The sequence below is a fragment of the Hydrogenophaga sp. genome (assembly GCF_028698005.1).
GTDB lineage: Bacteria > Pseudomonadota > Gammaproteobacteria > Burkholderiales > Burkholderiaceae_C > Hydrogenophaga.
Genome location: NZ_JAQVEJ010000042.1, coordinates 1 through 20,534 on the forward strand (window position 1 = coordinate 1; position 20,534 = coordinate 20,534).

Annotated in this window: 24 protein-coding genes; 2 read left to right on the forward strand and 22 right to left on the reverse strand. The window is 66.1% G+C overall.

The features are described from left to right. The 22 genes from PHQ87_RS06445 to PHQ87_RS06550 all read right to left on the reverse strand — a co-directional run. Positions 1-389, reverse strand: a 389-nt coding sequence (locus PHQ87_RS06445; protein WP_300232257.1) for a glycoside hydrolase family 3 N-terminal domain-containing protein, incomplete at its 3' end; no start/stop codon positions are given. Continuing rightward, on the reverse strand, positions 386-775 hold the full coding sequence (acpS, locus tag PHQ87_RS06450; protein WP_300232259.1) for a holo-ACP synthase: 390 nt from the start codon (positions 773-775) through the stop codon (positions 386-388). The genes PHQ87_RS06445 and acpS, both read right to left, overlap by 4 nt. 4 nt (positions 776-779) lie before the next feature. After that, the gene (locus PHQ87_RS06455; RefSeq protein WP_300232262.1) at positions 780-1,571 is read right to left on the reverse strand and encodes a pyridoxine 5'-phosphate synthase; all 792 of its coding nucleotides are present in this window, start codon (positions 1,569-1,571) and stop codon (positions 780-782) included. A gap of 41 nt (positions 1,572-1,612) precedes the next feature. Further along, positions 1,613-2,398, reverse strand: coding sequence for a DNA repair protein RecO (gene recO / locus PHQ87_RS06460; RefSeq protein WP_300232264.1), 786 nt, complete (start codon positions 2,396-2,398; stop codon positions 1,613-1,615). A gap of 366 nt (positions 2,399-2,764) precedes the next feature. Then, complete coding sequence (gene era / locus PHQ87_RS06465) at positions 2,765-3,796, reverse strand: GTPase Era (protein ID WP_300232266.1); 1,032 nt, start codon at positions 3,794-3,796, stop codon at positions 2,765-2,767. A gap of 5 nt (positions 3,797-3,801) precedes the next feature. After that, positions 3,802-4,509, reverse strand: coding sequence for a ribonuclease III (gene rnc, locus PHQ87_RS06470; RefSeq protein ID WP_300232269.1), 708 nt, complete (start codon positions 4,507-4,509; stop codon positions 3,802-3,804). 46 nt (positions 4,510-4,555) lie between these two features. After that, positions 4,556-4,903 (reverse strand): DUF4845 domain-containing protein, encoded by a 348-nt coding sequence (locus PHQ87_RS06475; RefSeq protein ID WP_300232271.1) that lies wholly within the window; start codon positions 4,901-4,903, stop codon positions 4,556-4,558. Positions 4,904-4,947: 44 nt separating this feature from the next. Then, positions 4,948-5,931 carry a signal peptidase I gene (gene lepB / locus PHQ87_RS06480; protein WP_300232306.1) on the reverse strand — a complete coding sequence of 328 codons (984 nt, stop codon included), beginning with the start codon at positions 5,929-5,931 and terminating at the stop codon, positions 4,948-4,950. Further along, positions 5,931-7,742, reverse strand: coding sequence for a translation elongation factor 4 (gene lepA / locus PHQ87_RS06485; RefSeq protein WP_300232273.1), 1,812 nt, complete (start codon positions 7,740-7,742; stop codon positions 5,931-5,933). Before lepA ends, lepB begins: the two co-directional genes overlap by 1 nt. 491 nt (positions 7,743-8,233) lie before the next feature. Then, a complete protein-coding gene (locus PHQ87_RS06490; RefSeq protein WP_300232275.1) occupies positions 8,234-9,706 on the reverse strand; it encodes a DegQ family serine endoprotease in 1,473 nt (490 codons plus the stop codon). A gap of 67 nt (positions 9,707-9,773) precedes the next feature. Beyond that, positions 9,774-10,805: a MucB/RseB C-terminal domain-containing protein gene (locus PHQ87_RS06495; RefSeq protein WP_300232277.1), complete on the reverse strand. Its 1,032-nt coding sequence runs from the start codon at positions 10,803-10,805 to the stop codon at positions 9,774-9,776. 13 nt (positions 10,806-10,818) lie between these two features. After that, entirely contained in the window at positions 10,819-11,508 is a 690-nt protein-coding gene (locus tag PHQ87_RS06500; RefSeq protein WP_300232279.1) for a sigma-E factor negative regulatory protein, read from the reverse strand. Positions 11,509-11,572: 64 nt separating this feature from the next. Beyond that, complete coding sequence (gene rpoE, locus PHQ87_RS06505; RefSeq protein WP_300232282.1) at positions 11,573-12,214, reverse strand: RNA polymerase sigma factor RpoE; 642 nt, start codon at positions 12,212-12,214, stop codon at positions 11,573-11,575. A gap of 40 nt (positions 12,215-12,254) precedes the next feature. Continuing rightward, positions 12,255-12,707 (reverse strand): hypothetical protein, encoded by a 453-nt coding sequence (locus PHQ87_RS06510; protein ID WP_300232283.1) that lies wholly within the window; start codon positions 12,705-12,707, stop codon positions 12,255-12,257. 21 nt (positions 12,708-12,728) lie between these two features. Continuing rightward, positions 12,729-13,976 (reverse strand): beta-ketoacyl-ACP synthase II, encoded by a 1,248-nt coding sequence (fabF, locus tag PHQ87_RS06515; RefSeq protein ID WP_300232285.1) that lies wholly within the window; start codon positions 13,974-13,976, stop codon positions 12,729-12,731. Between the two features lie 6 nt (positions 13,977-13,982). After that, positions 13,983-14,222: an acyl carrier protein gene (gene acpP, locus PHQ87_RS06520; RefSeq protein ID WP_101047920.1), complete on the reverse strand. Its 240-nt coding sequence runs from the start codon at positions 14,220-14,222 to the stop codon at positions 13,983-13,985. 111 nt (positions 14,223-14,333) lie between these two features. Then, entirely contained in the window at positions 14,334-15,095 is a 762-nt protein-coding gene (fabG, locus tag PHQ87_RS06525; protein ID WP_300232290.1) for a 3-oxoacyl-ACP reductase FabG, read from the reverse strand. A 30-nt stretch (positions 15,096-15,125) separates the two neighbouring features. After that, complete coding sequence (gene fabD, locus PHQ87_RS06530) at positions 15,126-16,076, reverse strand: ACP S-malonyltransferase (protein WP_300232293.1); 951 nt, start codon at positions 16,074-16,076, stop codon at positions 15,126-15,128. A 66-nt stretch (positions 16,077-16,142) separates the two neighbouring features. Further along, positions 16,143-17,120 carry a beta-ketoacyl-ACP synthase III gene (locus PHQ87_RS06535; RefSeq protein ID WP_300232295.1) on the reverse strand — a complete coding sequence of 326 codons (978 nt, stop codon included), beginning with the start codon at positions 17,118-17,120 and terminating at the stop codon, positions 16,143-16,145. A 20-nt stretch (positions 17,121-17,140) separates the two neighbouring features. After that, positions 17,141-18,202: a phosphate acyltransferase PlsX gene (plsX, locus tag PHQ87_RS06540; protein ID WP_300232298.1), complete on the reverse strand. Its 1,062-nt coding sequence runs from the start codon at positions 18,200-18,202 to the stop codon at positions 17,141-17,143. 217 nt (positions 18,203-18,419) lie between these two features. After that, entirely contained in the window at positions 18,420-18,602 is a 183-nt protein-coding gene (gene rpmF, locus PHQ87_RS06545) for a 50S ribosomal protein L32 (protein WP_011794326.1), read from the reverse strand. 181 nt (positions 18,603-18,783) lie between these two features. Continuing rightward, entirely contained in the window at positions 18,784-19,329 is a 546-nt protein-coding gene (locus tag PHQ87_RS06550) for a DUF177 domain-containing protein (RefSeq protein WP_300232303.1), read from the reverse strand. A 37-nt stretch (positions 19,330-19,366) separates the two neighbouring features. On the opposite strand from PHQ87_RS06550, the gene PHQ87_RS06555 reads away from it, so the two are divergent. Continuing rightward, on the forward strand, positions 19,367-19,963 hold the full coding sequence (locus PHQ87_RS06555; RefSeq protein WP_300232304.1) for a Maf family nucleotide pyrophosphatase: 597 nt from the start codon (positions 19,367-19,369) through the stop codon (positions 19,961-19,963). A gap of 31 nt (positions 19,964-19,994) precedes the next feature. Beyond that, a partial coding sequence (locus PHQ87_RS06560; RefSeq protein WP_300232305.1) for an SAM-dependent methyltransferase occupies positions 19,995-20,534 on the forward strand: 540 nt, incomplete at its 3' end.

The window sequence follows — 20,534 nt, forward strand, 5'->3', positions numbered from 1 at the left end:
TCTACCGGGGCGAAGCTCAGGTCCACGCCGCAGGCACGCAGCTCGGCCCCCAACACGTAGCCGGCCGCCGTGGCGGCGTTCATGGCCCGCAGCGCCCCCTCGGGTGAACCGGCGCCCATCCACAGCGCACCCAGGCGTGCCATCGGCGGCAGGTGGGTGAAGCCGTCGCTGCGAAAGCGCTGCACGCGCCCACCCTCGTGGTCCACGGCGATCAGCAGGTCGGCACGCACGGCGCGAATGGATCCGCACAGGGCTGTGAGTTGCGCGCGGTCCTGCCAGTTGCGGCCGAACAGGATGACGCCGCCCACCAGGGGATGCGCCAGACGTCGGCGGTCGTCCTCGGTCAGCGCCAGGCCGGCCACGTCGATGATCAGGGGGGCATGCATCATTGTTCGATCACCACGAAGCTCGCGGCGTAGTCGGTTTCGTCGGTGACGGTGACGTGGGCCCGCAGACCGCGCGCCTCGCACCACTCGCGCAATGCACCATGCAGCACGATCACGGGTTTGCCGCTGGGCTCGTTGAGGATCTCGCAGTCGCGCCAGGTCATGGGCATGCGCATGCCCATGCCCACGGCCTTCGAGAAGGCCTCCTTGGCCGAGAAGCGCGTGGCCAGGTAGCGCACGCCGCGCTGGGGCCAGCTGGCGCTGCGGCGCTGCCAGATTGCCAACTCCGACGCCCCCAGCACCCGCTGGACGAAGCGCTCACCCTGCCGGCCCAGCGTGGCCTCGATGCGGCGGATGTCACAGACGTCGGTGCCGATGCCGAAAATCATGGCCTCAGGCCTCGAAAGCCGCGTCGATGCAGCGCTGGTAACCAGCCACCGTGGTGGCGTAGCCCAGCTCGAGCGCATCGGCGATCAGGGCGTGGCCGATCGACACCTCGCTGATGCCAGGCACCACGCGCAGAAATTCCGTCAGATTGTCGCGGTTGAGGTCGTGGCCCGCGTTGAGCCCCAGGCCCGCAGCCAGCGCGGCCTCCGCGGCCGCACGGTAGGCCTGCAACTGGACCTCGCGCGCCTGTGGATCGGCCCAGGCGGCGGCGTACGGCTCGGTGTACAACTCCACCCGGTCCGCGCCGACAGCGCGCGCCGCCGCCATCTGTGCGGGCAGCGGGTCCATGAACAGGCTCACACGGACCCCGAGCGTCCTGGCTTCGGCCACCACCGGCAGCAGGCGCTCGGCGTCCTGCGGAAAGCTCCAGCCGTGGTCGCTCGTGAACTGGCCCTCGCTGTCCGGTACGAAGGTCAACTGGTGCAAGGGCAGCCCCCGGGCATGCAGCTCGCGCGCGATCTCCATGAGGTTGTGGAACGGGTTGCCCTCGATGTTGAACTCGCGGTCGGGCCACTGGCGCATCAGCTCGGCCAGCTCGAACACGTCGTGGCGGCGGATGTGTCGTTCGTCCGGGCGCGGGTGAACGGTGATGCCGCGTGCGCCCGCCTGCAGGCACAGCGCTGCAGCCCGGGTCACGGACGGAATGCCCAGATGGCGCGTGTTGCGCACCAGAGCCACCTTGTTGAGGTTCACCGACAGCGCAGTGCGCCCGGTGTGCGGTTCGGCGATGGAGGTCATGGCGATCGGCGGGATCGGTCGGTGGTGTGAGGTTGGCGTGCTCAGGCTGGCGCCTGCGGCAGCACCGCATCGGGGCGGGGCCGGGTCAGGGCATGCGCATCCAGCATCAGTTGGCGGGTGCGGAACACCTGAACACCACTATGGTAGTGCAGCAAGGTCCGCAGTTGCGCGCGCAGCGCGGGCATGACCGGCAGGCTGGCGCGCATGGCCGCCAGCAGCGGGGTATCCGTCTCCAGCGCCGCCTGCAGCGCCAGCCAGTCATGGCCGGCCATCACGTGCGGGTCGTCCGCATGCGCCTGGCGCAGACCCGCCTCGGGCTGGAGCACGTAGGGCAGCGCCGGGTCCAGCGGCTGCAGCGAACTGCCCTCCCGCGCCAGGTCGGGCAGGAAGCCTGCATCGCGCAGCAGCACCAGCTCGAACGCCCGCAGGATCAGCGGTTGCGCCTCGCTGCGCTCGGACAGCAGCTGCACCGCGAGCGCATAGTCGTCGAACAGCCGCGGATGGGGATCGTCGCGCGCCAGCAGCCGCATCAGCAACTCGTTGAGGTAACTGCCCGCCAGCAGCGCGTCGCCGGTCGGCATGACGTGGCCACCCTGCCACTGGGCCGACTTGAGCGTGCGTACCTCGGCCTCGCCACCCCAGGACAGCAGCAGCGGCTGCAGCGGCAGCAGCACCGGCCGGAACTGCGAAGTTGGTCGTTTGACCCCCTTGGCCACCAGCGCGATACGCCCCTGGCCCCGCCCGAACACCTCCAGGATCAGGCTGGTTTCGCTCCAGTCGTAGCGGTGCAGGACGAACGCGGGCTCATCGTGGACCCGTTTGCTCATGGACAGCAGCGGCGGAGCGTGGGGGCCTTGGATTCAGCGCCGGGCCGCCCCAAGCTGAATCCGCGCCCCCTTGGGGGGCTGAGGACCGCGGCTCCGGCCCTGCCTGCGCAGGGCTGGACGGGACGAAGAGGCATCGACTCCGGCGATGCCGCGGCCTGCAAGGCGCGACCCGCGCAGCGGCGGAGCGTGGGGGCCTTGGATTCAGCGCCGGGCCGCCCCAAGCTGAATCCGCACCCCCTTGGGGGGCTGAGGACCGCGGCTCCGGCCCTGCCTGCGCAGGGCTGGACGGGACGAAGAGGCATCGACTCCGGCGATGCCGCGGCCTGCAAGGCGCGACCCGCGCAGCGGCGGAGCGTGGGGGCTGCATCACTCATAACCGAACGAGCGTACACGGGCCTCGTCGTCCGCCCAGCCCGAGCGTACCTTGACCCACAACTCCAGAAACACCTTGGTGTCCCACAGCTTTTCCAGCTCCTGGCGCGCCTCGGTACCGATGCGCTTGAGCTTCTCGCCCTTCTCGCCGATCACCATGCCCTTGTGGCCCTCGCGCTCGACGATGATGGTCGCCGCGATGCGGCGCATCGTGCCTTCCTGCTCGAATTTGTCGATCACCACGGTGGAGGTGTAGGGCAGCTCGTCGCCGGTCAGGCGGAAGAGCTTTTCACGCACCATCTCGGCCGCCATGAAGCGCTCGCTGCGATCGGTCAGTTCCTCCGGATCGTGCATCCAGGGCTGCTGCGGCAGGTAGGTCTCGCAGATGCCGAACAGGCGCTGAATGTCCTTCGGATTCTTGGCCGACATCGGCACATACTCGGCGAAGGCGTGGCGCTCCTGCATCGAGCGCAGCCACGGCGCGAGTTCGCCGCGCCGGTGGATGAGGTCGAACTTGTTGGCCACCAGCACCACCGGAATGCCCTTGGGCAGCAGATCGAGCACCTTGGCGTCGGCCAGATTGAAGCGCCCGGCCTCGACCACGAACAGGATCAGGTCGACGTCGGCCACCGCGCCGAGCACCGTCTTGTTCAGCGAGCGGTTCAGCGCGTTGCCATGGCGGGTCTGGAAACCCGGGGTATCGACGAACACGAACTGGCTGCGCCCCACCGTGCGGTAGCCGGTGATGCGGTGGCGCGTGGTCTGCGCCTTGCGCGAGGTGATGCTGATCTTCTGTCCGACCAGGGCGTTGAGCAGGGTCGACTTGCCGACATTGGGTTTGCCCACGATGGCGACGAAGCCACAGCGCTGCTCCTGCGGCGCCACGACCGGCGCTTCGGCCGGCAGCGGTGCATCGTCACCCCCGGTCAACGGACCCGGTCGGCCCAAGGCGCGCGCGAGCATGGCCTCGAGGTCGTTGACGCCCGCCGGCGCCGGGGCGTTCGCGGGATCGGAAGGCTTGGACATGGGTATCAGTTCTTTCGGACAGCGGCCGGACGGCCAGAGGATGTCGTGAGCGCGCGCAGCATCGCTGCCGCCGCGGCCTGCTCGGCGGCCCGGCGCGAGGCTCCGGTGCCGCACTCGGTCAGCCCCAGTTCGGCCACCACGCAGGCCACCTCGAAGGTCTGGCGGTGCGCTTCGCCCGTGGTCGCCACCACGCGGTATTCGGGCAGTTTCATTTTGCGGGCCTGCAGCCACTCCTGCAAGGCGGTCTTGCCATCCTTGTCCATGGCGTGCATGCCGGCATGCAACTGGATATCGGCGTACAGCCGATGCACCAGCGCCCTGGCCGCCTCGAACCCGGCATCGAGGTACACCGCCCCGATCACGGCTTCCAGCGCATCGGCCAGGATGGAAGGACGCTTTTGCCCACCAGACCGCTTCTCGCCCTCGCCCAGGCGCAGGCACGCCGACAGCTCCAGGCCTGCGGCGATACCGTGCAGCGTGTCCTGCTTGACCAGGTTGGCGCGGATCCGCGACAGGTCGCCTTCGGGCAGATCACGCAGCCGCTCGAACAGCAACCCGGAAATGGCCAGGTTGAGCACGGAGTCACCCAGGAACTCCAGGCGCTCGTTGTGGTCGGCGGAAAAACTGCGGTGCGTCAGGGCACGCTCCAGCAGCTTCGGCTGCTGGAAACGGTGCCCAAGCCGTTGTGCCAGACGCTCCAGACCGGCCGTCAAGGCCTGCTCCGGTCTGCGACCAGGACCTCGTGCCGCCATGCCGCCATCAGTTCGAGGCCCCCTCGTACTTCATCACCAGGTAGGCCGGCCCCGCCAGATGGATTTCGCGGCTGTAGGCAAAGCGGACCACCACCTGATCGCCCTGTTTGCCAATGTCGAGGTCCTTGCCGGCGATCGTGCGGATATCGTCGATCTGGGCCGCCCTGTCAAAAATGGCCCGGACCTCGGCCACCGTCGAGCCCCCTGCCGATTTCCTGACCGCCTTGTGCACGGCCAGGTACTCGATGTAGGTCGGAATGACCTGCGCCACCACCACGACCGCCAGCGCCACGAGCGTGCCGACGAGCAGCAGACCGATGAACGTCAGTCCACGCTGCTTGCGTTGAAGTTGCATGACAGTTTGCCCTCCTTCAGATGATGCGGTTTGTGCTGTGCAGCCTATTCGAAACGGCCAATCCGGCTCATGTCGCCGAAATTCATCCACACAAAGAACGCCTTGCCAACGATGTTCTGCTCCGGAACAAAGCCCCAGTAGCGCGAATCCAGCGAATTATCCCGATTGTCACCCATCATGAAATAGTGGCCGGGCGGCACCTTGCACTCCACGCCCTCCACGCTGTAGCGGCAGTGGTCCCGGTAGGGGAAATCGCTGGCACCCGGCACGAAGGCGGGGCGCTCGTCATCGTTGAGGGTGGCGTAGCGCCTGTCGCCCAACACCTCTTCGAACTGCTTCGAATAGCGCATGGTCTCGCTGTCGAAGAAATCGCTCTGCGCCACCTTGGGCACCGGCTGGCCATTGATGGTCAGTTGCTTGTTGAAGTAGGCCACCACGTCACCCGGCACCCCGACCACCCGCTTGATGTAGTCCAGGCTCGGCTGCGGCGGGTAGCGGAACACCATGACATCACCACGCTGCGGCTCATGGTTGGCCACCAGCAGGTGATTGAACACCGGCATACGGATGCCGTAGTGGAATTTGTTGACCAGGATCAGGTCGCCCACGCGCAGGGTGGGCACCATCGAGCCCGAGGGAATCTTGAACGGCTCGAACAGAAAAGAGCGCAGCACAAACACCGCCAGGATCACGGGGAACAACCCGGCGGTCCAGTCCAGCCACCAGGGCTGGGCCAGCAGATCATGGCGGGTGCGGCTTGCCTGGGCTTCTTCGGCCGGCTCCGGCTGGAAGCCCTGTGACTGCAAGGCACGCTGGCGCTCCTGCCGCTGGGCATCGAAACGCTCGACCGCATGACGGCGGCGCGGCAGAAACACCAGCTTCTCCGCCAGCCAGTACAGGCCGGTCACCACCGTGGCCAGCATGAGCAGCAGGGAAAAATTGCCCTGCACGGCACCCAGATACCAGGCTCCCGCATACCCGGCAAAGACCGCCAGGATCACGGCGGTCAGCCCTCCCATGGCCGGCATCATTCCTCCACCTGCAGAATCGCCAGGAAAGCCTCCTGGGGCACTTCGACCGAACCAATCTGCTTCATGCGTTTCTTGCCTGCTTTCTGTTTCTCGAGGAGCTTGCGCTTGCGGGTGATGTCGCCACCGTAGCATTTTGCCAGCACGTTCTTGCGCAGCGCCTTGATGGTCTCACGCGCAATGACATTGCCACCGATGGCAGCCTGAATGGCCACGTCGAACTGCTGACGGCTGATGATCTCGCGCATCTTGGCCGCCACGGCACGGCCGCGGTACTGGGCCTGACTGCGGTGCACGATGATGGACAGCGCATCGACCTTTTCGCCGTTGAGCAGCATGTCGACCTTGACCACATCCGACTTGCGGTACTCCTTGAACTCGTAGTCCATGGATGCGTAGCCACGGCTGACCGATTTGAGCTTGTCGAAGAAATCCAGCACGATCTCGCCAAGCGGCATCTCGTAGGTCAACATGACCTGCTTGCCGTGGTAGGCCATGTTGATCTGCACGCCGCGCTTCTGGTTGGCCAGTGTCATGACAGGGCCCACGTATTCCTGCGGCATGTACAGGTGCACGGTCACGATGGGCTCGCGGATTTCCTCGATGCGGCCGGCATCGGGCATCTTCGAGGGGTTCTCGACCAGGATCACCTCGCCGTCGCCCTTGACCACCTCATACACCACGCTCGGGGCGGTGGTGATCAGATCCTGGTCGAACTCACGCTCCAGGCGTTCCTGCACGATCTCCATGTGCAGCAGCCCCAGGAAACCGCAGCGGAAGCCGAAGCCCAGCGCCTGCGACACTTCGGGCTCGTAGCGCAAGGCGGCGTCGTTGAGCTGGAGCTTCTCCAGCGCATCACGCAACTGGTCGTACTCGCTCGCCTCGGAGGGGTACAGCCCCGCGAACACCTGCGGCTTGACTTCCTTGAAGCCCGGGAGCGGCTCGGTGGCAGCCACCAGGTTGGCACCGCTGCTGGTCTTGACCGCCGTCACGGTGTCGCCCACCTTGGCCGCCTTGAGCTCCTTGATGCCGGCGATGATGTAGCCCACTTCGCCCGCCTCCAGGGCGCTGCGCGGCTCGTTGGCTGGCGTGAACACGCCGAGTTTTTCTGCGTTGTACAGCGCCCCCGTGGCCATGAGCTTGATCTTGTCGCCCCGGTCCAGGCGGCCATCGACCACGCGCACCAGCATCACAACACCGACGTAGTTGTCGAACCAGCTGTCGATGATCATGGCGCGCAGCGGCGCCTCGGGATTGCCCTTCGGCGGCGGCACCCTGGCGACCACCATCTCCAGAATGTCTTCGACACCCATGCCGGTCTTGGCCGAGCACGGCACGGCATCGCTCGCATCGATCCCGATCACGTCCTCGATTTCCTGCTTGGCGTTGTCGGGATCGGCCTGGGGCAGATCCATCTTGTTGAGCACCGGCAGCACTTCCACACCCAGGTCGAGCGCGGTGTAGCAGTTGGCCACCGTCTGTGCCTCCACACCTTGCGAAGCGTCAACCACGAGCAGCGCGCCCTCGCACGCCGACAGCGAGCGGCTCACCTCGTAGGAGAAGTCCACGTGGCCCGGGGTGTCGATGAGGTTGAGGTTGTAGACCTTGCCGTCGCGCGCCTTGTACGTCAGTGCCGCCGTCTGCGCCTTGATCGTGATGCCCCGCTCCTTTTCGAGATCCATGGAGTCGAGCACCTGCTCGCTCATCTCGCGCGCAGACAGGCCACCGCACAGCGAAATGATGCGGTCAGCCAGGGTGGACTTGCCATGGTCGATGTGCGCGATGATGGAAAAATTGCGGATGTGGTTCATCAGAACTACCAGGAACCCGGCTTGGCACCGGTGCAAAAAAAGGGCGCGTCAGGGGTTGACGCGCCCATAACCAACAATCAATGGCAACTGCGATAGTTGGGGTTTCATTGTAGGCAAAAAGCCCATCCTGCACACCCCGGCTTCCCGTTCGCCTGTTTGTTGCGACGCAGCAACACGATAAATATCCACAGCTTGCACACAGATTTTGACCAAAAACTGTGCAGGACTTGTGAATGGGTTCGGGACAAGCTGTGCACATCCCGCATGATGAACGACCATTCAAGGTGATCGAAGAAAGCATCCCCTCGGGCGCGGATTCTACCGAATCATCGGCAGACACCCGCAGGCAAGTTTGTGCTCACAAACATATACCAACAATCGACTGACCAAAGTGGATAGTGAAATTGCTGGTGTCGCAAATTGGCACCGACCGACAAAAACCCCCAAGCCTTCTGGGTCTTGGGGGCCTGGCGAGGTCGGGTCAGTCCCTGTCAGCGCATCGGGCGGATGACCACATACTGCACCCACTCGCCCCGGCGGAACAGGACGTTCACCGCCCTGGTCTTGTCCAGGCGCGAGAGCACCTTGTCGAACTCGGCCAGGTTGGGGGTTTCGGTATTGGCAACCGCCAGGATCACATCACCCTCGCGCAAACCGGCCCGCGCGGCCGGACCCTCGACTGCCAGCACGGCCACACCCGACTGCACACCCAGGTCTTTTTTCTGCGCAGCGCTCAGTTCGGCCAGCGTCAGGCCCAGCGCCTTCGCATTGACGGTCGCCGAGGGTGGCGTCGCCGGCGCGCCGCCGCTGCTGCTGGCGGAGCGCTCGGGCTCCAGTTCGGCCACCGTGATCGACAAATCCTTTTTCGCCCCCCGGCGGAACACCGTGATAGCCGCACGCGTGCCCGGCCGGGTATTGCCGACGATGCGCGGCAGATCGGCGGATTTCTCCACCTCCTTGCCATCGAAACGGATGATGATGTCACCCGCTTCGATGCCCGCCTTGGCCGCCGGCGAGTCCGGCTCGACCGCCCGCACCAGTGCACCGCGCGGCTGCCCCAGGCCGATGGACTCGGCCACCTCTTTGCTGACCTGGTCGATGCGCACGCCAATGCGTCCACGCGTCACGCGACCACTGGCCTTGAGCTGCTCGGCAACCCGCATGGCCTCGTCGATCGGAATGGCGAAGGAGATGCCCTGAAAGCCCCCCGAGCGTGAGTAGATCTGGCTGTTGATGCCGACCACCTCGCCGCGCATGTTCAGCAGTGGCCCACCCGAATTGCCGGGATTGATGGCCACGTCGGTCTGGATGAAGGGCAGGTAATCGCCCGTGTCGCGTTGCTTGGCGCTCACGATGCCCGCCGTCACCGTGTTCTCCAGCCCGAATGGCGAGCCGATGGCCATCACCCACTCGCCCACCCGCAGGCGATTGACATCGCCGATGCGCACGGCGTTGAGTCCCGTGGCCTCGATCTTGACCACCGCGACATCGGTACGCTGGTCGCTGCCCACGAGTTTGGCCTTGAATTCGCGCTTGTCCGCCAGCGTCACGATCAACTCGTCAGCGCCCTCGACCACGTGGTGGTTGGTCATGATCATGCCGTCGCTGCTGAGGATGAACCCGGACCCCACCCCGCGTGGCACGGCTTCATCGTTGCCACCCCGCTCCGGACGCGGCCCACGCGGTGTCATGCCCGGCGGGATGGGGATGCCGAAGCGGCGGAAGAATTCGAGCATCTGCTCATCCGGTCCGGTCTCGCCCATGCCGGCACTGGCCCGCGCCATCGTCCGGATATTGACCACCGAGGGTCCGGCCTGCTCGACCAGCGCCGTGAAGTCGGGCAGCCCGTGCACGATGGCGCCACCGGGCTGCGCCTGCGCAGGCAGGCTCATCATGGAAGCACCCGCCCCCAGCACGAGGGCGCTCAGGCCAGATGCCAGCACATATCGGATATCGCGTTTCATTTTTCAGACTTCAAACAGGATACGGAAACAACAGGTGCCGTTCGGATGGCACGGGGCTATTTGCGCATCAGCGCGTACGCTCAATGCCTTGCGCAAACAAGCGCAAGGTCGCCAGAGGTACCTCACCCATGACGGTCAGCCAGTGGTTGCCCAAGCGTTGCGTCAGGGAATGTGTGGCACCGGCAACGGCCTGACCCGCGTCACCGTGGCGCACCGGATCAAAGGGTTCAATGAAAAGGGAGACGGATGCCAGACCATCTGAAAACACCCACTGCATCGGCGGCGAGCCCCCGTCCGATTGATCGCGCACATGGCAACTGACCGTCTGGAAACCGGGCACCACATCGCGCATGCGCCAGCCCTCGGCCTCGGGAGTGGTCTTGCGCAGACTCGGCCGCAACACCTCGTAGCCCTTGGTATCGGCCATCATGCGCTTGAGCTTGTCCATGCGCACCGGCGCATCGAACTGCAACTCGGTGAAGGCCACCTGCTCGAGCACCTGACGGCTCTCGTCCAGGGTCTGCATCTTGATCACCAGGCCGGTTTTCTTCTCCGACCAGATGCGGTAGCCAAACCTGAGTGCATCCTTGGGCATCAACTCGATCACGTCCGCCATGTGCCCGGCCACGCGCTCGTGCGACAGCTCGTCAACACCGTAGAACTCGGGAATCAGGTTGCTGGGTGTGCGCAGCAACTCGGGGAAGACGCCCAGAGACTCGCGCTTTTCGGTCCAGGCCGTACGGCTCTCCGGATCGAAGGTGATCACATCGTTGTTGCGCCGGATGGTGGTGCGGGGTGCGCCAGTGAGCGTTTCGACGCGCTCCATTTGCTGCGAACCGTCGCACACATGCCAGATCCGGGAAGCCGACATCGCCGGGCCGGCCGACACCACCAGGGTGCCGACATAGGCCCGCTCTCGCGATGCCTCGTGCAGGCGGCTGAGCCACTCGTTGATGCTGCGCGAACTGTCGGCCCAGGCCGCACCCGAGCAGACCACCGATACCGCCACCAGCGAGGCCGAGCCCCAGCGCCGCACCGCACGGGCCAGTGCCGAAGGCGAGCCCGACGTCGAATCTCTGCGGGAATGTGCCGACAACATCGACCCGACCCTTTCAGCGACTGGGCGCACCATCGTGCGTGGCGTTGCGCAGGAAGCCCGCCGGCATCTGCAGGGCGGACATGCCGTACTGGCGATGCTCGGCCAGCAGACGCATCAGGCGTGCATCGCGCACGATGGTGCCTTGCGGCGTCTCGATCACCACGGTGGACGGCGCCGCCGTCTGTGGCACGGCCTCGCTGACCGCCACCACGTTGCCGACCGGAGCTGCCGCCATCTGTCCCCCGGCACCCGGACCGGAGGGCATGCTGCCCAGCACGCCCCAGGCCACGGCCATCACCGCTGCCAGCGAGGCAACGCCAGCGGCCATCTTCCAGCGGAACAGCGCATCATTGGCGGCTCGCCCGCGAACGATGGGCTGCACCCGCACAGCAGCCGGTGCGGCCATCTCCACAGCAGGCGCACCGGCCTCGGCGGCCAGGCGCTCGTGCACCCGCGCCAGGAAGACGGCAGGACGAGCCCCCAGGCGCTCGGGCAGTTCCTGACGCAGCGATTCGCCAATGACGTGGTAGGACGCCCAGGTCAGCGCCAGTTCCTGATCGGCATCCAGCGCACCCAGCACCGCATCCAGCTCAACCGCATCCGCTTCATCGTCCATCCAGAGCGACATCCGCTGGGCTGCTGCGGTGTCGGACGGCTCCACCGACAACGGCGTCCGGCCTTGATCCTGACTAATGGCATTCATCACTGACATCCTGACTTGGCTCGACGACACACAGATACAGATACAGATCCATCACATGCACGGATCACCAGCGCTTGCCGCCCTGGCGGTCCAGCATGGGCTTGATGCGGGCGGAAATCGCCTCGCGAGCCCGGAATATGCGCGAACGCACGGTGCCGATCGGGCAGTCCAGCGCTTGCGCGATTTCCTCGTAGCTCATTCCTTCAATTTCGCGCAGGGTGATGGCCATGCGCAGCTCTTCGGGCAGAGCTTCCATGGCCGCATTGACCGCTTCGGCGATTTCCTTGCTGGCCAACACGGCATCCGGCGTCTCGGTATCGGTAGCGCTTTGGGTTAGTTCGCGTTCCGAACCGGAAGTTTCATCTTCCTCCGCCGATTTGAACTGCGACTGGAACACCAGCGGGTCGCGCTTGAGCTCCATCAGCTGCTTCTTGGCTGTATTGACCGCAATGCGGTAAAGCCAGGTGTAGAACTGGGCATCACCCCGGAACTGCGCCAGCGCCCGGTAGGCCCGGATGAACGTCTCCTGAGCGATGTCCTGCACCAGATCGACATCCCGCACCATGCGCCCGATCAGGCGCTCGACACGCCGCTGGTACTTCAGCACCAGCAGATCGAATGCACGCGAGTCACCCGCCAGGGTACGCTGTACCAACTGGGTGTCGCTGTTGGGTGGGGGTGGAACCGGGGAGTCGTCTGGGCGCATGCGAAGGAGAAACTGGCCGGTCAATATACCCTATGCCCGGTCACACCGGCGCGGACGCCAGCAGCGCGCGCCGCAGGTCCCACCAGCTGGCCGCACCATAGCGCGCCTCCAGCCAGATCCACCGGCCATCCAGGCGCACCAGCACCACCCGCTGCAAATCCAGCACCAGCTCGGGCGCCCGATGCAGCAGCCGGGGTTGTGGTGCCGCCCCGTGCCAGAACCAGCTGCCTTCGATGCCATCGGCATATGAACCCCGGTCCCGCCATTCCAGACGGCCTTCGGGACTGCGCCACCAGCAGACGGACGCCCACGCACCCCAGAGCACACAGGCCACCAGGGCCGCCACCAGAGCAGGCTGGCCGCGCTGTGCCTCCACCGGTGTCAGCGCCCAGACAGCAACCACGGCCACCGCGGCCAGAGCCAGGCACACCAGCAGCAGTCCCAGAAAGAACGAACGCCCCACCGGATGGATCACCGACGGGGCGTTGCGCATGGCCAGACGACGGAAATGTCTTCAGGTCAGGCGCCGGAACACCAGGGTACCGTTCGTACCGCCAAAACCGAAATTGTTCTTGACGGCCACATCGATCTTGAGGTCGCGAGCGGTATTGGCACAGTAGTCCAGATCGCACGCCGGGTCCTGCTCGAAAATATTGATCGTCGGCGGACTTTTCTGGTGGTGGATGGCCAGTGCGGTGAACACGCTCTCGATGCCGCCGGCACCACCCAGCAGGTGGCCGGTCATCGACTTGGTGGAGTTCACCACCACCTTCTTGGCGTGCTCGCCCAATGCCGCCTTGATGGCATTGGTTTCGTTCAGGTCGCCCAGCGGCGTGGAGGTGCCATGGGCATTGAGGTACTGGACCTCGTCCGGATTCACGCCCGCATTGCGCAGGGCCGCCACCATGGAGCGGCGTGGCCCCTCGATGTCGGGTGCGGTCATGTGGTAGGCGTCACCGCTCATGCCGAACCCGGCGATTTCCGCATAGATGCGGGCACCGCGCGCCTTGGCATGCTCGTATTCCTCGACCACCAGAACACCGGCACCTTCGCCGAGCACGAAGCCGTCGCGGCCCTTGTCCCATGGGCGGGACGCCGTTTTGGGGTCGTCATTGCGCGTGGACAATGCCCGGGCCGAGGCGAATCCGCCCACACCCAGTGGCGAAACGGTGGCCTCTGCACCACCGGCGACCATGACGTCGGCATCGCCCGACTCGATCATGCGCGCGGCCAGGCCGATGGCGTGCAGGCCCGTCGTGCAGGCCGTGACAACCGCGATGTTCGGCCCCTTGAAGCCGAATTTGATCGACACGTGGCCGGAGATCATGTTGATGATCGACGCCGGCACGAAGAACGGCGAGATGCGCCGCGGACCCCGGGCCGCCAGTTCGGCATGGGTCTGCTCGATCATCGGCAAGCCGCCGATGCCCGACCCGATGTTCACACCGATACGCGTGGCCTCCTCCTCACCCAGGGCTTCGCCCGTCGGCAAGCCGGCGTCGGCCACCGCCTGGCAGGCAGCAGCCAGCCCGAGATGAATGAAGCGGTCCATGTGGCGCGCTTCTTTCTCGGGGATGTAGTCCGCGATGTTGAAGCCCTTGACCTCGCCCGCAAATTTGCACGCAAACGCATTCGCGTCAAACTGGGTGATGAGGTCAATGCCAGACTGGCCAGCAAGAAGGTTGGCCCAGGAGTCCTGCACCGTGTTGCCCACGGGCGAGATGCAGCCCAGGCCGGTCACGACGACACGGCGACGGCTCATGGGCGATCAGGCTTTCTGATGGGCGACGGCGTAGTCGATCGCGTTTTGCACGGTGGTGATCTTCTCGGCGTCCTCGTCGGGAATCTCGATACCGAATTCATCTTCGAGGGCCATCACCAGCTCCACGGTGTCGAGCGAGTCGGCGCCCAGATCGGCCACGAAGGCCTTCTCGTTGGTCACCTGACCCTCTTCCACGCCGAGTTGCTCGGCAATGATTTTCTTCACACGTGCTTCGATATCGCTCATAAGTCCCTCTGAGGGTGGTTGAGAACAAACTGGTATTTTAGCCGGGCCGGGAACGATCCCCCAGCCCGCCCGCCGGGCGGCCTCGCCCGGGGTGATGGGAGAGGCGGCGCCTCAGGCCATGAACATGCCACCATTGACGTGCAGTTCCTGGCCGGTGACGTAGCCCGCCTGCGGGCTGGCCAGGTAGGCCACCGCGTGGGCGATGTCCGCCGGCTTGCCCAGATGACCCAGCGGGATCTGACCGAGCAGCGCCTGCTGTTGCGCCTCGGGCAGGGAGGCCGTCATATCGGTTTCAATGAAACCGGGCGCCACGCAGTTGACCGTGATCCGGCGACTGCCCAGCTCGCGTGCCAGCGCGCGCGTCATGCCGGCCACACCGGCCTTGGCCGCCGCGTAGTTGGCTTGACCGGGATTGCCGGCAGCGCCCACCACGCTGGTGATGCTGATGATGCGGCCATAGCGCTGCTTCATCATCGGGCGGATGGCGGCACGGCAGCAGCGGAACACCGCCTTCAGGTTGGTGTCCAGCACCGCATCCCACTCCTCGTCCTTCAGGCGCATGGCCAGCATGTCGCGCGTGATGCCGGCATTGTTGACCAGCACGTGCAGCGCACCCTGGGACTTGACGATCTCATCGATCAGCGTATCCACCGCCGCCCCGTCATTGACATCGAGGCGCGCGCCACGGCTGCCCGCACCGGCACCGGCCACGGCGGCGAGCGCCGATGAAATCCTGGCGGCCCCGTCGTCGGTGGTGGCCGTGCCGATCACCACGCAGCCGCGTGCGGCCAACTCGCTCGCAATGGCTGCGCCGATCCCGCGCGAGGCACCGGTGACGAGGGCGACCTGCCCGGCGATTGTGTTCTCTGGCATATGGCTCTCCTGATTCAGTATGGTAGGACCTCAGGCCAGCAGCGCCCTGACCTCGGCCAGTGTGGCCGGATCGTACAACGCCACCCCCGTCAGAGCGGCATCAATGCGGCGCGTCATGCCCGCCAGCACTTTGCCGGGGCCGCACTCGACGATCCGGTCGGCACCGCGTGCCTTGATCGCCTGCACGCACTCGACCCAGCGCACCGGACCGAAGGCCTGACGGTACAGCGCATCGCGGATGCGCTCGGGGTCGGTTTCCACGGCCACGTCGATGTTGTTGATGACGGGTATCTGCGGGACAGCCAGCTCGGTCTGCGCCAGCTTCTCGCGCAGCCGGTCGGCGGCGGGCCTCATCAGGCTCGAATGGAACGGGGCCGACACCGGTAGCGGCAAGGCACGCTTGGCACCAGCCGCCTTGAGCACCTCGCAGGCCTTCTCGACCGCCGCCTTGCTGCCCGCGATCACGGTCTGGGCCGGATCGTTGAAGTTCACGGCCTCGACCACCTCGGTGCTCCCGGCCGGGAACGTCGCCTGCGCCTCCGCGCAGCCGGCACGGACCCTGTCCGCGTCCATGCCCAGAATGGCCGCCATGGCACCGGCGCCCACCGGCACCGCCTCCTGCATGGCTGCGGCGCGGAAACGCACCAGCGGCGCCGCCTGGGCCAGCGTCAGCACGCCGGAGGCCACCAGCGCGCTGTACTCGCCCAGCGAATGACCGGCCACCGCGGCGGGCAGCGCACCGCCCTCGGCGCGCCAGACACGCCAGGCCGCCACACCCGCCACCAGCATCACCGGCTGGGTATTGGTGGTCAGGGCCAACGCCTCCTTCGGACCTTCATGGATCAACCGCCCCACGTCCTCGCCCAGCGCGTCGGACGCCTCCTTCAGGGTCTCGGCCACCACGGGGTGGTCCCCCCAGGCATCGAGCATGCCAACGGACTGCGAGCCCTGGCCCGGAAAAACAAATGCGAATTGACTCATGACGAAACAGGTTTCCTTGTCGCGGACGGAGCCGCACATGCCCATCAACCGATCAGGGCCCTGAAATCAGAAATCGACCAGCACCGCGCCCCAGGTGAAGCCGCCGCCGACGCCTTCGAGCAGCAAGGTATCACCCGGCTTGATCTGTCCGGCACGGACGCCGTGATCGAGTGCCAGGGGAATCGAGGCCGCCGAGGTGTTGCCGTGCTGGTCCACGGTCACCACGACCTTGTCCATGGACATCCTGAGCTTGCGGGCGGTGCTGGCCATGATGCGGATATTGGCCTGGTGCGGCACCAGCCAGTCGATGTCCGCCTCGGTTCTGCCGGCTTTCTGCAGCACCTCTTTCGCCACGTCGTGCAGCACACCGACCGCGAGCTTGAACACGGCCTGACCGTCCATCTTGAGCAGCGGGTCGCCCAGCACCTGGCCGCCGTTGACATGGCCCGGCACACACAGAATGCCGACGTGCTGGCCGTCTGCGTGCAGCGCGCTGGCCAGGATGCCCGGGCGATCCGACGCCTCCAGCACCACGGCACCGGCACCATCGCCGAACAGCACGCAAGTGGTGCGGTCGTTGAAATCGAGCAGGCGCGAGAACACCTCGGCGCCGATGACCAGCGCCTTGCTGACCGAGCCCGCCTTGATCATGGCGTCGGCCACGCTCAGGGCATAGATGAAGCCACTGCAGACCGCCTGCACGTCGAAGACCGGACAGCCGGCAATGCCCAGCTTGTGCTGGATGATGGCCGCCGTGGCAGGAAAGACCATGTCGGGCGTCGATGTCGCGACGATGATCAGGTCGATCTCGGACGGCTGCGCGCCGGCCGCAGCCATGGCCCGGCGGGCCGCTTCGGCACCCAGATCGCTGGCATTCACACCGTCGTCGACGAAATGGCGGGCACGGATACCGGTGCGTTCGACGATCCACTCGTCGCTGGTCTCGATCTGGCGCTTGGCCAGCAGATCGACCATGTCGGCATTGGTCAGTTGGCGGGGTGGCAGGCAGCTGCCGGTGCCGGTGATGCGGGCGTAGCGGGTCATGCGCAGAAAAACAGGTTCGTTCAGGCGATCGTCCGACCACCGACATCGGTGGCCTGCATCGCCACGGACATCAGAGGTGCCGCGTGGGCGATGCGCTCCTGCACACGGTCGAGCAGGTGGTTGTGGGCTGCATCATAAGCCCGCCGCAGCGCGTGCTCGAACGCGAAGGCATCCGCCGAGCCATGGCTCTTGAACACCAGACCACGCAATCCCAGCAATGCCGCGCCGTTGTAGCGACGGTGATCTACCCGGTTTTTGAATGCAGATAGCACCCGATAGGAAACGATCGCCGCCAATTTTCCGGAAATGCTGCGAGAAAACTCCTGCTTGAGGAAGCTGCCCACCATCGCCGCGAGGCCCTCGCTGGCCTTGAGGGCGACGTTGCCCACAAAGCCATCGCAGACCACGATGGACGTCGTTCCCTTGAAGATGTCGTCGCCCTCGACATTGCCATGGAAATTCAGGTCACCCGTCATGGCCGCCCGGCGCAGCAGCGCCCCAGCCTGCTTGATCACTTCGCTGCCCTTGATGGCTTCCTCGCCCACATTGAGCAGGCCGACCGTTGGTGAAGGCTGACCGGCGGTGGCCTGCACCAGTGCCGAACCCATGACAGCGAACTGCAGCAGGTGCTCGGCCGTGCAATCGACATTGGCACCCAGATCCAGCACCGTGGTGGCTTCGCCGCGGCTGTTGGGCATTTGTGTGGCGATCGCCGGACGGTCGATCCCGTCGATCGTCTTGAGCAGGTAGCGGGCGATGGCCATCAACGCGCCGGTATTGCCGGCCGATACCGCGGCCTGCGCCTGGCCGTCCTTGACCTGAGTGATCGCCACGCGCATGGAAGAATCCTTCTTCTTGCGCAGCGCGACTTCAACGGGGTCGTCCATGGCCACCACCTCGGTGGCCGGCACCACACGACAGCGCGGGTGCTTCACCACCTGGGGCCAGCCCTCCATGGCCTCGGGGCGACCCACCAGCAGCAATTGTGCGTCGGGGCAAGCATCGAGAAACGACGCGCACGCCGGCAGGGTGGCTGCGGGACCGATGTCCCCCCCCATGCAATCGACAGCAATGGTGATCATGGCGATGTTCTGAATGCAGCACACGCTGTGCGCCACGGAAACGGAAAAACCCTCCTCCGGTCACCCGCATCGCACGGGCCCGATCCCGGCAAAGGCACCCCTGGCGCCGGGACAGCGACAAAAAAGCCCGCATTCTCATGCGGGCCGGTGCCGATGTAGGCGCCTGCGACCGGCTCGCGGCAGAGTCGATACATTCTGCCAGCGAAACCGGACCGTATCAGGCTTCGGACTTGTTCTTCAGAACCTGGCGACCCCGGTAGAAACCGTTGGGGCTGATGTGGTGGCGCAGGTGGGTTTCACCCGTGGTCGGCTCCACGGCAATGCCGGGGACGGTCAGGGCGTTGTGCGAACGGTGCATGCCGCGCTTGGACGGCGACTTCTTGTTTTGCTGGACAGCCATGTTGGGCTCCTTGGAATCCGGTAAATCGGTGGATGGTCTGAGGGTGCGCCACGAACCTTGACCCTGGCACGTCCGGCGAATGAACTTCGCAGGCGTGTGCCTCGGTGAAATGGATGCCAGCGCAAAGCCAAGCATTATAGCAGTGAAGACGGGCACCTGTGAAAGCACCGGCCCCGCTGGCTTACCGTTTGAGCTTGGCCAGGGCGGCGAAGGGACTGGGTTTGTCTTCCGCGGGTTCAACGGCCGCCTCCTGTGCCGGCAGCGGCAGGGGTGCCGGGCACTCCTCGTGCATGGGCACCAGCGGCAACGCCATGAGCAACTCGTCCTCGACCAGTTCACGCAGGCTCGGCCGCGGCTCCAGCGCCAGCACATCCTCTTCGCTGTCCTCGTCCTCGGCCTCGGCCGTGGCCTCGTCAGCCACGAAGCGGAACCAGCGATCCACCTCGAGCGGCGTTTCCACCGCCTGCAGACAGCGCTGGCAGGTCAGGGACAGCACGGCATTCGCCTGCAGGTGCAGCCAGGGCACGGCCCGCGCACCCTCGCCCCGCAACTCGGCCTGAGCCCGCCAGATCACGCCATGTTCGGCACCGCCCGGCACGCCGGCATCCGACAGCCGCGCATAGCGGCCGATCGGGTCGGAGGCGCCGAGCTCGCCGCCGGCGCGCGCCAAGGCCAGCACGTCGAGTCGGTCAGGGTTCCAGGTGGGCTTCTTGTCGGCAATCGTCATGGCGGCAGTGTAAAAGAATGCGCCGACAATATCGTGCATGAGTGACCATGTCCGCCCCCTGATCCTGGGCTCCACCTCGCGTTACCGGCGCGAGCTGATGACCCGGCTGAACCTGCCTTTCGACACCGACACGCCGCAGGTCGATGAGACCCCCCAGCCCGGTGAAACACCCGAAGCCCTGGCCCGGCGGCTGGCGCTGGCCAAGGCACGCGACGTCGCCCGCCGGCACCCGGAAGCCGTGGTCATTGGCAGTGACCAGGTGGCCGACCTCGACGGACAGCCCCTGGGCAAGCCCGGCAATCACGAGCGCGCCATGGCGCAGTTGCGCCGGATGAGCGGCCGCACCGTCATCTTCCAGACCGCGCTGGCCGTCGTGTGCCTGGAAACCGGTTTCGAGGCGCAGGACCTCGCACCGGTGAAAGTGGTGTTTCGCGACCTGTCCGATGCCGAGATCGACAGCTATCTGCGCGCCGAACAACCCTACGACTGCGCCGGCAGCGCCAAGAGCGAAGGCCTGGGCATCGCGCTGCTGGAGCGCATCGACAACGACGACCCGACCGCGCTGGTGGGCCTGCCTCTGATCCGCACCTGCCGCCTGATCCGCGCGGCGGGCATCCCGGTGCTGGGCACATGAAGCCCCCTGCCGACAGCGGGGGGGCGCCGGCATGACGGGCACCCTTTATCTCGTCCCGACACCGCTGGACTTCGGCTGCCTGCCCGACGGCAGCGCTGCCGCACCCCTGACGGACACCTTGCCCGAGGCCACGCTGCGCGCGGCGGCCGGCATCACGCACTGGGTGACGGAAAACGCCAAGAGCACGCGCGCCTTCCTCAAGCGCGTCTCCCTGACCCATCCCCTCGCCTGTCCGCTGCAGGCGCAGCGGATTGCCGAGATGCCGCGCCAGATGCACAAGCAGGGCGATCACACACCGGGCCACGGCCATGAGGCACAGGCACGCCAGCTGTTGCAGCCCGCCCTGGACGGACATGATCTGGGCCTCGTCAGCGAAGCGGGGATGCCTGCCATCGCCGATCCGGGCAGTTCGGTGGTGCGCGCGGCGCACGCGGCCGGCGTGCCCGTCGCGCCGCTGGTCGGGCCGGTGTCGCTGATGCTGGCCCTGGCGGCCAGCGGCCTGCACGGCCAGCACTTCTGTTTTGTCGGCTACGTCCCGAGCGACCCGGGCGGACGTCTCAAACGCATCCAG

What these genes read in the sequence shown, in the direction of transcription:
- fabG (WP_300232290.1), bottom strand. Translation starts at nt 15,095, where the DNA reads ATGCCAGAGAACACAATCGCCGGGCAGGTCGCCCTCGTCACCGGTGCC.
- PHQ87_RS06455 (WP_300232262.1), bottom strand. Translation starts at nt 1,571, where the DNA reads ATGACCTCCATCGCCGAACCGCACACCGGGCGCACTGCGCTGTCGGTG.
- PHQ87_RS06475 (WP_300232271.1), bottom strand. Translation starts at nt 4,903, where the DNA reads ATGCAACTTCAACGCAAGCAGCGTGGACTGACGTTCATCGGTCTGCTG.
- PHQ87_RS06495 (WP_300232277.1), bottom strand. Translation starts at nt 10,805, where the DNA reads ATGTTGTCGGCACATTCCCGCAGAGATTCGACGTCGGGCTCGCCTTCG.
- fabF (WP_300232285.1), bottom strand. Translation starts at nt 13,976, where the DNA reads ATGAGCCGTCGCCGTGTCGTCGTGACCGGCCTGGGCTGCATCTCGCCC.
- lepB (WP_300232306.1), bottom strand. Translation starts at nt 5,931, where the DNA reads ATGCCGGCCATGGGAGGGCTGACCGCCGTGATCCTGGCGGTCTTTGCC.
- era (WP_300232266.1), bottom strand. Translation starts at nt 3,796, where the DNA reads ATGTCCAAGCCTTCCGATCCCGCGAACGCCCCGGCGCCGGCGGGCGTC.
- recO (WP_300232264.1), bottom strand. Translation starts at nt 2,398, where the DNA reads ATGAGCAAACGGGTCCACGATGAGCCCGCGTTCGTCCTGCACCGCTAC.
- PHQ87_RS06500 (WP_300232279.1), bottom strand. Translation starts at nt 11,508, where the DNA reads ATGAATGCCATTAGTCAGGATCAAGGCCGGACGCCGTTGTCGGTGGAG.
- plsX (WP_300232298.1), bottom strand. Translation starts at nt 18,202, where the DNA reads ATGATCACCATTGCTGTCGATTGCATGGGGGGGGACATCGGTCCCGCA.
- lepA (WP_300232273.1), bottom strand. Translation starts at nt 7,742, where the DNA reads ATGAACCACATCCGCAATTTTTCCATCATCGCGCACATCGACCATGGC.
- rpmF (WP_011794326.1), bottom strand. Translation starts at nt 18,602, where the DNA reads ATGGCTGTCCAGCAAAACAAGAAGTCGCCGTCCAAGCGCGGCATGCAC.
- PHQ87_RS06555 (WP_300232304.1), top strand. Translation starts at nt 19,367, where the DNA reads ATGAGTGACCATGTCCGCCCCCTGATCCTGGGCTCCACCTCGCGTTAC.
- PHQ87_RS06550 (WP_300232303.1), bottom strand. Translation starts at nt 19,329, where the DNA reads ATGACGATTGCCGACAAGAAGCCCACCTGGAACCCTGACCGACTCGAC.
- PHQ87_RS06490 (WP_300232275.1), bottom strand. Translation starts at nt 9,706, where the DNA reads ATGAAACGCGATATCCGATATGTGCTGGCATCTGGCCTGAGCGCCCTC.
- fabD (WP_300232293.1), bottom strand. Translation starts at nt 16,076, where the DNA reads ATGAGTCAATTCGCATTTGTTTTTCCGGGCCAGGGCTCGCAGTCCGTT.
- PHQ87_RS06535 (WP_300232295.1), bottom strand. Translation starts at nt 17,120, where the DNA reads ATGACCCGCTACGCCCGCATCACCGGCACCGGCAGCTGCCTGCCACCC.
- acpP (WP_101047920.1), bottom strand. Translation starts at nt 14,222, where the DNA reads ATGAGCGATATCGAAGCACGTGTGAAGAAAATCATTGCCGAGCAACTC.
- PHQ87_RS06510 (WP_300232283.1), bottom strand. Translation starts at nt 12,707, where the DNA reads ATGCGCAACGCCCCGTCGGTGATCCATCCGGTGGGGCGTTCGTTCTTT.
- rpoE (WP_300232282.1), bottom strand. Translation starts at nt 12,214, where the DNA reads ATGCGCCCAGACGACTCCCCGGTTCCACCCCCACCCAACAGCGACACC.
- acpS (WP_300232259.1), bottom strand. Translation starts at nt 775, where the DNA reads ATGATTTTCGGCATCGGCACCGACGTCTGTGACATCCGCCGCATCGAG.